We start from the raw sequence: 11,543 nt of genomic DNA, 5'->3' as shown, positions 1-11,543 counted from the left end.
GCTGGTCTGGTGCCGGATCCGGCCTAGTCGTTGCCCGCCGGCACTACCACCAGCTTGCCGCCGCCGGCCGACATGGCCTGTACTTCTCGGTCATACATGGCTTCGCCGTAGGCCGGTGGGACAATAAAGCTGCCGGTATTGGTGGCCTTGATCTGATAGACGAACTCCTGCACCTCGGTGCCGGCGCTGCCGTAGATAATCACCCGATCTTCACGGATATCGCTGTAATCCGGCGCCCAGGTGGAGCCGGTAGCGGCCAGCGGCGACTGCCAACCGCCGCGGTCTTCGCTCTCCTCACCGGCTTCGGCCGGTTCCGGCGGCGTCTGCTGCACCACTTCGAACCCGCCCGGGAGCAGATCGACGATCGCCAGGTTGCTTTGCCCCTCTTTCGAGTTGGCGCGCACCTTCAGATGGACGTTGATCTTCTGCCCCAACGTCACCTGCGTCACCGGTTTGCCCTGTTCGTCGGTGTAATCGCGAACGATCTCAATCCCACGCGACAGCGCTTTTTGCGGCGCATTCAGATCGTAACCGGCCTGCGTCACCACATACCAGGCCGGCGCATTGCCGCCGTTGGTGAAGCGCACCGCGGTAGCATCGGCGTTGAACTGCCCCTGCACGAACAACCCCTGCAGCTCACTGATACGCTGCGGCTCACCGCCGCTTTTGCCTACCTGCACAATGCCCAAGGCATCCGCGTTGGCGGATTGCGCCGCCACCTGGGCGGAATAGCTTTCCAGTGCCAGAATGCTCATCGCGGAAGAGTAGGTGGTGTAACGCTCTTCTTTCAGCGCCTTGACCATATTCTCCAGCACCTGCGGCGGGATCGACGCCACCTTCTCCGGGAAGTGACGGGTAATCAGATACAGCCGCGTCGCATCCTGCACCAGCGGATCGAAATAATTCTGCGTCCACCAGGCGCTGTCATACGCCTTGCTCAGTTGCTGCCAGCTCGGTTGCAGCAACGCGGCGGCTTCGTCGTCCATCTTCAACAGGCGGTAGGAAGAAGCCAGATACAGCGCGCTCAGATCGGTTTTCCACCCTTCGCCATAGCGTTTTTGCAGCGTATCCTGCACCGCCGCCAGCGAGTTGGTGGTCACTTCGCCCTGCAGCGTCAGCAGGTAAACCGCCCAGCTGCGCAGGCGCAGCAGATACAGATCGTCGAATCCGCTGGCCGCCAGCTCGCGCAACGCGCCGTTGGCCTCGTCCAGCATGCCTTCCGGCAGGGCGTAGCCCGCCGCTTTGGCTTCGAGCAGATACTGCACTACGTAAGGCGTGACGAAAGGATCGGCATCCGGCGACGAACGCCAGGCGCCGATCGCCCCGCTGTCGTTCTGGCGCGCGCGCAGCACGCCAAGCAGGTTGCGCAGCTGCTTGCTGACTTCCGCCTGGCTCAGGCTGCTTTTCATCTCTGGGTGGCGGCTCTGCAGCATCAGCGGAATGGAGCGGCTGACGATCTGCTCGGAACAGTAATACGGGTAATCCGCCAGGTATTGCGCCAGCCCGCTGGTCAGCACCAGCGGCGAATTCGACACCGCCGCCCGGCGCTGCGCGAAAGCGTCGAACATCTGGCGCAGGCCATCGACGTTCTGGCTGCTGCCGCTCATACGCCCCATCACCGACTGGGTGCGGTACGGCGCCGCCGGCCGCACCGAGGTGCTGACGGTGCGGCGGCTGGCCTGATCGCCGTAACGGGCGTCGAACACCAGCGGCGCATCGCCCAACGCGGATTTGGCGCGCAGACGGAAAGCGATCACGCCTTCGCGTTTTTCCGCCAGCGTCAGGCTTTGCGTCGCGCTGCCCACCACCTCCAACTGCGGCGGCGGCGTCAACAGAACGTTGATGGCCACCGACTGGCCGTTCAGCCCTTCGAGGTTGTTGCTGACGCCCACGCTGACGTCGAACTCGTCGCCCGGTGCCACCATCGCCGGCACGTTCGGCGTCATGATGAAGTTGTCGCGCACCGTGGCGGCGGTTTGCGCCTTGCCGATTTTCTCCGGCGTCACCGAAATCGCCATCACGCGGATCTTGCCGTTAAAGTAGTCCGGCACGGGGTAGACGAACTGCTTCTCGCCGCTGACCTCGGTAATGCCGGACCAATAGGCCACCGGCTTGTCGCGCTTGCGCTTGAACGGATTGAGGTTGAGATCCAGCCCTTCGCCCGCGTCGCCGCCCGGCGCCGCGGTCAGCGCCATCAGCTTGCTGAACTCCGGCAGGATCAGGTCGAGGATCTGGGAGCTGCTCACGTTCAGTTCGCGCTTGCTGAAGAAGAACTCCAGCGGATCCTTCAGGCGGTAGCGCGCCACCTGCAGAATGCCCTCATCGACGGCAAACAGCGCCACCTGCTGCGGCGCGTCGGTCTTGACCGTCATCGTCAGATTTTGGCCCGGCTTGATGACCTCCGGCGCCGTCACCTCGAGGCTGTTTTGCCGCGCCTGGGTGCTGATCTTGAACGGCATCACGCCATAGCTCAGCGGGCTCATAAAGATCTCGCTGGAGTTGATGTCGCGCACGAACTGCACGTTGATGTAGCCGTTGCCCTCCATGCCGGCCGGCACGCGGATCTTCTGCACCGAGCTGGTGGTGTCGCTGTGGAACCACTGCCAGGCGTAAACCTTGTCCTTCTCGATGGTGATCAAGCCGCTGCCGGTATAAGGCGCGTTGATCGCCACCTCGATCTCCTCACCCGGCTGATATTCCGCCTGGTTCAGTTTCAGCTTCAGTTCGGCGTTGCGATCCAGCGAACGGCTCAGGTTGGCGTTGCCGGCCACGCTGTAGGCGACGCGGTTGAGCGTCTTGCCCTGCGCATCTTCAATCACCAGCACGAAGTCGCCCGGCTTATCGGTCGCCAGCCGCAGATCCGCGCCCTGCTCGCTCAGCGCCAGCGGCTGTTCCGACAGCTGCACTTCCTTCATCTTCGACTGGTATTTGTAAACGCCCGAATCCTGTTTGGTCAGCACCGAAATGTATTTCTGCTCGATCAACACCTGCTTCAGGTTCGGCATGGCGATCTGTTTCAGGTCCGGATCGATGGCGATCACGTTCAGATGCCGCTCCGCGTCGCGGTTGATGTAGCCCAGATCGCCGTCCGCCTTCACCCCAATCAGGTAATCGTAAGGGGAAACCAACGTACGGGCGGTAGCCGCCACCGAGCGCCCGCCGCCGGCGACGAACGCCTCCGACAGCAGCTGCAGCTGATAGGTCGCGTCGGCGTAGGATTTCAGATCGAGCGGGATTTCGGCCGCGCCGTGCTCATCGGTGGTGCGATCTTCCAGCTCGGTTTCGAACCCGTCGCTGTTTTGCCGGTTTTCATAGAACGCATAATCCGGGAAGCGATCGAAGCTCGGATACATCGGCCGCAGCGTCAGCCTGGTGGTCACGCGGCGATCCTGCGCCGGGGTACCGAACAGGTTCTGCACATCGATGCTGGCCTTCAGCTCGGACGGTTTGACCCAGCCTTGCTGACGATTCGGCGTCAGCGCCAGCTTCACTTTCAGCTGATCCGGCTCGAACTCCTTCACATTGACCGCGGTATGGCCGAGCAGCGTGGAGGTATCGTTGTTTTTGCCGATCAGATACAGATAGACGTTCCACTCGCCGGTGGGCGAGTTTTCATCGGTGGTATAGCTCAGCTCGTTGAAACCGCTGGCGCCCAGCGTCAGCGGCACGGTGGTCATCAGCTTGTCGCGCGGATCGCGGACTTCGGCGCGCACCGGCACGCCGGCCAGGCCAACGCGCCAGTCGGCGGCGCGGGTGATCAGGCCAATATTGAAAGTATCCCCCGGTCGATAAACGCCGCGATCGGAGAACAGGTAGCTGCCGAGCGTGCGCGGATCGGTCGGCGTTTGTTCACCGGCGACGTCGAAGCGCGAGAAGTCCAGCCCGCGATCGTTATAGCTGCCGGTCGGCAGGAAGGAGACATCCCCTTCCTTTTCCACCAGGAACATCACCGGCTGGCGCTCGTTGGTGTACACGTCGAGCGCCGGGAAGCGCACGTGGCCGTCGGCCCCGGTGGTTTGGCTGAGCAGCGTCACGCCATTTTTGGCCACCACCGACACGTTGGCGCCGCTGACCGGCGCGCCGCTTTGAATCGACTGCACGAAGACGTCACGTGTCTTATCCTGCGAGCTCTTGGCGACGATGCCCAGATCGGTCACCACCACAAAACGCGAATCGCCGACGTCGGGCTGATCATCCCCGGTGCTCTCGTCCGGTTCCTGTTCTGGCTCGGCGCCCGCCTCTTCCGCCGCCGGTTTTCGGTTCGGCTGCCATTCAGACAGGGTCAGCAGGAACACCCCGCGATGGGAACTGGCGTTGGTGGAGAGATAACGGGAGAGATCGATGCCCTGATAGTTCACTTCCCCCGGCCGTTCGTTGTTGAGCGCCGTCTGGTATTTGAAATGCTCGGTGAAATATTCGTCGTTGAGCCGGTTGAATTCCGTGGACGAATATTCCCGGCTTTTGAAGGAGACAATGTGCTGCAGCTGGCTCGGGATCACCCGCTTGATGTCCAGCCGCAGGCCCGCCACGTTGCGCGCCGCCACGCTGATCTGTTTGTCACCGTTGACCGACAGCAGCGAGCCTGCGGACATGAACTGCAGCGATTTCGGGAACTCCGGCACTTCGACCACCCGATAAACCTTCTTCGGCATTTTGTAACCGCCGACGGAAACCAGCTGGTTGTCTATCTCGATCAGCACGAAGCGATGCGCCGGGGCTTCAAAGCGGAAGCTGAACTGCGGCTGGTAGGCCTCTTCAGCCTCGTTAAGCGTCAATGGCAATGCCGTCGCCTGCGCCAACACGTTTTTACCGACGCTGTCGACCGTCCATTGATAGAAATCTTCAGCATCTTTGGCGGCTTCGGCATCGCTCGGATCGTGCTGCGGCAGCAGCCAGGCCTTGGTGGCCCGCGCCAGCTCTTTATCCTTCACCGCATCGCTGAAACCGACCACCAGCGCACGCTGCCCTTGGCCGCCGTCGGTGTCCACCACCTGAGCGCTGGCGTCGCTCAACGCCAGGCTGTACAGCGTCGGGACTTTGACCCAGTTGCTTTTCGCCTCTTCGACCGCATTGCCGGCCGCCGTCGATTTAACACCCTTGCCGACGGTCAGATGCACTGCGCCGCCCTGATCCAGCGCCTTCAGCGGCTCGGAATGCACCCAGGCGTTCAGTTTTTTCTCGTCATAGACCAGAGAGAAGTTCAGCTTTTTCTCGGAGGAAGTGCTGCCTTCTTTCAACCCCAGCGAAATCTGTTTTTCAAAGCTGGCGACGTCGACCGGCGCGTTGAACTGCAGATTGAAAATCGCGCTGCGTTTCTGCGCATCTTGCGGATCGCGGTAATACTCAGCCTGCCCCAGGCGGTAATCGAACGCGGGCACGGTGAAGGCATAGCGGGTTTTGGCCAGTTTGATCTGCGGTGCCAGCAAGGTGGCGGGCTCAAGGGTCACGTCATACTTCGCGCCCATCGGCAGCGGCTTTTTCGGCGTGAACAGCAGCGTCGACTCATTGCTCCACGCCCACTGCCCTTCCACCGTCGGCTTCAGAGTAATGCCGGCGCTCACGGTTTTACCCACTGCTGTTATCGGCGCGACCGACCCGCTGAAGATCAGGCTCACCGTTTGCGGCACCTGCCGGGCGGCGGCGTAATCTATCGGCTCGGGGTTGGCCAGCGCGGCGCTGACCTCTTGGACTACCCTCGGCGCAGGTTCGATAGGCTGAGGCCGGTTTTGCCACCAGTGCCAGCCGTAAAACGCGCCGCCTGCGGCACCAGCCAACAGCAACAGGCCTAAACCGATCGCTTTCGGGTGTTTATCCACGCCGCTTTCGAGCCGCAAGAAACCGCGCGGCAGCGCAGCCCACCAGGCCGGCGCACGCCAGCTGAAGTTGCCGACCAGCGGTCTCAACAACCGCCCCAACAGCGACAACGCCCCACCCAGCAGGCGACAAACGCCCTTAACCAGGGTAAAAGGCAAACGCAGGATAAACCTTAATAAATCCATTATTGCAGCACCTCATCATCCTAATGCAGCCCCCGGTCAACCGCCGCGGTTCAACCGAGCCGAAAGACGCCATTGGCTCTCCTGCCCGGCATCCGCGCGAGTACTCTACACTGCCGGGCGGCAAAAATCTGCGCGCCGCCGGCGAATTACGGCTCTTTATTCAACATCAAATCCAGCTGTTGCAGCAGCACCAGCAGCGGCAGGCTGCTCGGTTCACGATCTTTCAACGCCTCTTCGAAATAAGGCGTGATGGCGAAGCGCGTCGGCAGCGGCGCTTCGGCGTCCAGCAACGCATACATGCGCGGCAAGAACACCCACTGCAGCCAGGCTTCGGCCGACATGCTGTCGATGCAGAACGGCTCGGTGCTGGAGAAAGCCTCATGATCAGGCGGCGCGGCCTGCCACAGCGCCAGATCGCGCATGGATTGTTCAATCGCCTGCAAACTGCGGCGCACCTGGTTATGTATACTCATCTGCATTCCCGATCTCTTTTCATCATGGTATCCAGCGCGCTGGCTGAAAGGCGGCAAAGCATAGCATTTTTATAGCCCAAATTCGGCGCGCCTGAGACAGCCCGCCGTTTTTATCTGGTGGCGTTCGCCGCTGCGCGGCACAATAGGGCCACCGAGTTCACCACACAGATAAAGATTCATGTCCGTAATAACAGAGAAAAAAAACCACGCGACGCCCGGTAAGGCCATGCTGGCTTCGGTCACCGGTTATGCCATGGACGGGTTTGACCTGCTGATCCTCGGCTTTATGCTGCCGGCCATCAGCATCGAATTGGGATTAACCTCATCGGCCGCCGGTTCACTGGTCACCTGGACGCTGATCGGCGCGGTGCTGGGCGGCGTGATCTTCGGCCACCTCAGCGATCGCTTCGGCCGTATCCGGGTACTCACGATCACCATCCTGATGTTTTCACTGTTCACCGGCCTGTGCGCCGTGGCGCAAGGGTATTGGGATCTGCTGGCCTATCGCACCCTGGCGGGCATCGGGCTGGGCGGCGAATTCGGCATCGGCATGGCGCTGATCGCCGAAGCCTGGCCGGCAGAGAAGCGCAACCGCGCTTCGGCTTACGTCGGCATGGGCTGGCAGTTGGGTGTACTGGCAGCCGCCTTCCTGACGCCGCTGCTGCTGGAACACATCGGCTGGCGCGGCATGTTTTTGGTCGGCCTGCTGCCGGCGCTGGCGTCATTCCTGATCCGCCGCACTCTGGGCGAACCGGAGGAATTCGTACGGCAGAAAGACGCCGGGCAACCGCTCTCCTTCCTGCAGCGTTTGCGCCTGCTGTTTAAGGATCGCGCCACCAGCAAGGCCAGCATCGGCATCTTCATTCTCTGTTCGGTGCAGAACTTCGGCTACTACGGGCTGATGATCTGGATGCCGACTTACCTGGCGAAAAACTTCGGCTTCTCGCTCACCAAATCCGGCCTGTGGACGGCGGTGACGGTGGTCGGCATGACGTTCGGCATCTGGCTGTTTGGCGTGCTGGCCGATCGCTTCGCCCGCTGGAAGATCTTCGTGCTTTATCAGATCGGCGCCGTGGTGATGGTGATCGGCTACGCCCAGTTGAGCGATCCGATGCTGATGCTGTTCGCCGGCGCCGTGATGGGCATGTTCGTCAACGGCATGATCGGCGGCTACGGCGCGTTGATTTCCGATACCTATCCGGTGCAGGCGCGCGCCACCGCGCAGAACATCCTGTTCAATCTCGGGCGCGGCGTCGGCGGCCTGGGGCCATTGGTGATCGGTGCGCTGGTGACGCAGGTGTCGTTTACCGCGGCCATCAGCCTGCTGGCGGCAATTTACCTGCTGGATATCTACGCCACGCTGTTCCTGCTGCCGAAAAAACAGGGCGCAGGCGATACGCTGGGCGCGATTGGTTAATACTGAAGAGGGATTAAGGCGGGGCGCCCGCGCGGCGGGATAAAACAAAAAGTTGGGGGCACTGCGTTAACAGTGCCCCCGGTTCGTTTTATAGCTATCCCGCTACACAGTGTGCTCCCTGCTCAATCCTTGAAAACTTTTCCTGCGGCCATCCTGACCAAGTGATCCTTGCATCATCCTGCAGCATCGTCCTGACGCGGTTCCTCAGCCTTCCTGACCCGCCGACAGTCCCGTGCCGGCTCTCAATCTCCGTCCTGGAGGTGTCCCTGGTTTCTATCCTGAAACATCCTGGGCATCTCCTGACGCCATCCTTCGCTCTTGCCTGAGCGCATCCCTTTCTTCTTCCTGAAGCTGCATCATCCTGATGCTTTCCTGCTCCGCCGGTTCCGTTCCGGTAACGATAAGATCGCTTAAATTCCCCGGAATCACAAGGGTTTGGGAGGTGTCTCACACTAAATTAAGACTAAGAGTTATCCTAAAGAAATTCTAACCAATTGATCTGGATAACAATAATCTCATAGCCTGGGGAAAGGTGGGAAAAATTAAGAGCGATCTCTCACAGGCCGTGTGAGAGATCTCTCACACGGGCGACGGCGAATCCGTCGCGATTCAGTCCAACACCGGGCGCAGCGCATCGAGGAAATTCCCCAGCGTCGCCGCCAGCAGGGTGCGCTTATCGCTGCCGAACTGTTCCAGCACCACGTTGCCGCTGACGTTACACAACGACACCATCGTCATTTCAGATTCCGTGGTCGCCAGGAAGAGGGTCGGCGACAGCTTGAGGCGTTTTTGCGTCACCAGATGACCGATCAGGTTTTCCTGCAGGCGGATAAAATCCTCTTCGCTCCAGACCTGCAGCAGGCTCAGGCGATGCTCGCCGAACTGCGCGCTCATGTCGCCGGCATATTGCTGCGTGTAGAAACGGTGCGCGTCCGGCTGCAAACGCAGCTCCAGCGCGGCTTCTACCTTCTCCAGCGTCGCCGCCGGCTCGAAAGGCTGCGGCAACCACAGCACTTCGTCCTCGCGGTTCTCCACGATGCAGGGCGACGGCACGCCGTACAGCGCCTGGCTGGCCGGCGCGTGGCCGCGCTCTTGCTGCCACAACTCGACATAACGTTGAGTGAATTCACGCAGAGCGTGCGATACATCATGGTCCATATTCTTTCTCGCATACGTTAAACTGACGGCCATTGTACCTATCTCTGACCGAGGTGACAGCAGATGTCCTCATATCAAGACCACCAGGCCCTGTCGGGGCTGACGCTGGGCAAACCCACCGCCTACCGCGATCGCTACGACGCCACGCTGCTGCAGGCGGTGCCGCGCAGCATGAACCGCGAGCCGCTGGGCCTGTATCCCGATAGCCTGCCCTTCCACGGTGCGGACATCTGGACGCTGTACGAGCTCTCCTGGCTGAACGCCAACGGCTTGCCGCAGGTGGCGGTCGGTGAAATCAGCCTCAACGCCGACAGCCAGAACCTGATCGAATCGAAAAGCTTCAAGCTGTACCTCAACAGCTTCAACCAAACCCCGTTCGCCGATTGGGAAACGGTGCGCAGCACCCTGCAGCGCGATCTGTCCGCCTGCGCCCAGGGCGAGGTCAGCATCACCCTGTTCAGCGTCGAGCAGTTGGAAGGCACGCCGGTCGCCCGCCTGGCCGGCGACTGCATCGATCAGCAGGATATCCGCATCGACGATTATGAGTTCAACGCCGGCTACCTGCTGAACGCCGCCGGTGAAGAGGTGGTGGAAGAGCGCTTGGTCAGCCACCTGCTGAAGTCCAACTGTCTGATCACCCATCAACCGGACTGGGGCTCGGTGCAGATAAGCTATCGCGGCGGCAAGATCGATCGCGAAGCGCTGCTGCGCTACCTGGTCTCCTTCCGCCACCACAACGAATTCCACGAGCAGTGCGTCGAGCGCATCTTCAGCGATCTGATGCGCTATTGCCGGCCGCAAAGCCTGACCGTTTACGCTCGCTACACCCGCCGCGGCGGGCTGGACATCAACCCGTGGCGCAGCAACGTCGAATTCGCCCCCGGGCACGGCCGCCTGGCGCGCCAATAAGTGCGAAACATTGCTCAACAACTGAGCTAACGAGCGGTTTGTGTTGGTAAAAGCGCAGGGACGGCGGTAAGGTTAAAATGAGGCTGCGGCCGGGCAGAGCGACCGCTGTGCCGCAGCACGCCAACCATAACGAGATGCTGTTTTGCTGCGTATGGATTACTACCGCCCCGCACCGGGGGCAAAGGAGTTACCTTGATTACACACATCAGCCCGCTTGGCTCTATGGATTTATTGTCGCAACTGGAAGTAGACATGCTGAAGCGCACCGCCAGCAGCGACCTGTACCGCCTGTTCCGCAACTGTTCGCTGGCCGTGTTGAACTCCGGCAGCCAGACCGACAACAGCAAGCAGCTGCTGTCGCGCTATGAAACCTTCGACATCAACGTGCTGCGCCGCGAGCGCGGGGTGAAGCTGGAGCTGGTCAACCCGCCGGAAGAGGCGTTCGTCGACGGCCGCATCATCCGTTCTCTGCAGGCCAACCTGTTCGCCGTGCTGCGCGACATTCTGTTCGTGCACGGCCAAATCGCCAGCGCCGGCCGTTTCCAGCACCTTAACCTGGAAAACTCGGCCCACATCACCAACCTGGTATTCTCGATCCTGCGCAATGCACGCACGCTGCATCTGGATGAAGATCCCAACATGGTGGTGTGCTGGGGCGGGCACTCGATCAACGAGAACGAGTACCTGTACGCACGCAAGGTCGGCAGCCAGCTGGGCCTGCGCGAGCTGAACATCTGCACCGGCTGCGGGCCGGGCGCCATGGAAGCGCCGATGAAAGGCGCGGCGGTCGGTCACGCGCAGCAGCGTTACCGCAACAGCCGCTTCATCGGCATGACCGAGCCGTCGATCATCGCCGCCGAGCCGCCTAACCCGCTGGTCAACGAGCTGGTGATCATGCCGGACATCGAAAAACGCCTGGAAGCCTTCGTGCGCATCGCACACGGCATCATCATCTTCCCGGGCGGCGTCGGCACCGCCGAAGAGCTGCTGTACCTGCTGGGTATCCTGATGAACCCGGAGAACAGCGAACAGGTGCTGCCGCTGATCCTGACCGGGCCGAAAGAGAGCGCCGACTACTTCCGCGTGCTGGACGAGTTCATCATGAACACGCTGGGCGACGAAGCGCGCCGCCATTACACCATCATCATCGACGATCCGGCGGAAGTGGCGCGGCAGATGAAGCAAGCCATGCCGCTGGTGAAGGAAAACCGCCGCAACACCGGCGACGCCTACAGCTTCAACTGGTCGATCCGCATCGCGCCGGATCTGCAGCTGCCGTTCGAGCCGACCCATGAGAACATGGCGAACCTCAACCTGTATCCGAACCAGCCGCCGGAGCAATTGGCCGCCGCGCTGCGCCGCGCGTTCTCCGGCATTGTGGCTGGCAACGTGAAGGAAAACGGCATCCACGCCATCGAGCAGTTCGGCCCGTACAAGCTGCACGGCGAACCGCAGGTGATGAAGCAGATGGACAGCCTGCTGCAGGGCTTTGTTGCCCAGCACCGCATGAAGCTACCGGGCAGCGCCTATGTGCCCTGCTACGAAATCGTAGCCTGACCCTCAATCCCGGGCGGCGTAACAGCCGCC

At 61.3% G+C, this 11,543-nt stretch carries 6 protein-coding genes; 3 read left to right on the top strand and 3 right to left on the bottom strand.

Annotation, left to right across the window (positions count from 1 at the left end; translation table 11 throughout):
- Positions 1 to 23 precede the first annotated feature (23 nt).
- Complete coding sequence (locus tag ACUTSC_RS17395; RefSeq protein ID WP_445653477.1) at positions 24 to 5,999, bottom strand: alpha-2-macroglobulin; 5,976 nt, start codon at positions 5,997 to 5,999, stop codon at positions 24 to 26.
- 146 nt (positions 6,000 to 6,145) lie between these two features.
- Positions 6,146 to 6,472, bottom strand: a complete 327-nt coding sequence (locus ACUTSC_RS17390) for a YqcC family protein (protein ID WP_033638567.1) — start codon at positions 6,470 to 6,472, stop codon at positions 6,146 to 6,148.
- Positions 6,473 to 6,650: 178 nt separating this feature from the next.
- Between ACUTSC_RS17390 and ACUTSC_RS17385 the strand changes: the two genes are divergently transcribed.
- Positions 6,651 to 7,889, top strand: a complete 1,239-nt coding sequence (locus ACUTSC_RS17385; RefSeq protein ID WP_072627069.1) for an MFS transporter — start codon at positions 6,651 to 6,653, stop codon at positions 7,887 to 7,889.
- 609 nt (positions 7,890 to 8,498) lie between these two features.
- Here the strand turns inward: ACUTSC_RS17385 and syd are convergent.
- Entirely contained in the window at positions 8,499 to 9,047 is a 549-nt protein-coding gene (gene syd, locus ACUTSC_RS17380) for a SecY-interacting protein (RefSeq protein ID WP_164105745.1), read from the bottom strand.
- Positions 9,048 to 9,110: 63 nt separating this feature from the next.
- On the opposite strand from syd, the gene queF reads away from it, so the two are divergent.
- Together queF and ppnN are read left to right on the top strand one after the other, a co-directional pair.
- Complete coding sequence (gene queF, locus ACUTSC_RS17375; protein WP_197768400.1) at positions 9,111 to 9,956, top strand: NADPH-dependent 7-cyano-7-deazaguanine reductase QueF; 846 nt, start codon at positions 9,111 to 9,113, stop codon at positions 9,954 to 9,956.
- A 192-nt stretch (positions 9,957 to 10,148) separates the two neighbouring features.
- Positions 10,149 to 11,513 carry a nucleotide 5'-monophosphate nucleosidase PpnN gene (gene ppnN / locus ACUTSC_RS17370; RefSeq protein WP_197768401.1) on the top strand — a complete coding sequence of 455 codons (1,365 nt, stop codon included), beginning with the start codon at positions 10,149 to 10,151 and terminating at the stop codon, positions 11,511 to 11,513.
- The last annotated feature ends 30 nt before the right edge of the window (positions 11,514 to 11,543 follow it).

This window comes from Serratia sp. TSA_105.2 (genome assembly GCF_052692115.1).
This window is presented reverse-complemented; position numbering and strand designations above follow the sequence as displayed.

Bases quoted from the DNA above. Each gene is read 5' to 3' on its own strand.
- queF (WP_197768400.1), top strand. From the start codon at position 9,111: ATGTCCTCATATCAAGACCACCAGGCCCTGTCGGGGCTGACGCTGGGC.
- ACUTSC_RS17395 (WP_445653477.1), bottom strand. From the start codon at position 5,999: ATGGATTTATTAAGGTTTATCCTGCGTTTGCCTTTTACCCTGGTTAAG.
- syd (WP_164105745.1), bottom strand. From the start codon at position 9,047: ATGGACCATGATGTATCGCACGCTCTGCGTGAATTCACTCAACGTTAT.
- ACUTSC_RS17390 (WP_033638567.1), bottom strand. From the start codon at position 6,472: ATGAGTATACATAACCAGGTGCGCCGCAGTTTGCAGGCGATTGAACAA.
- ACUTSC_RS17385 (WP_072627069.1), top strand. From the start codon at position 6,651: ATGTCCGTAATAACAGAGAAAAAAAACCACGCGACGCCCGGTAAGGCC.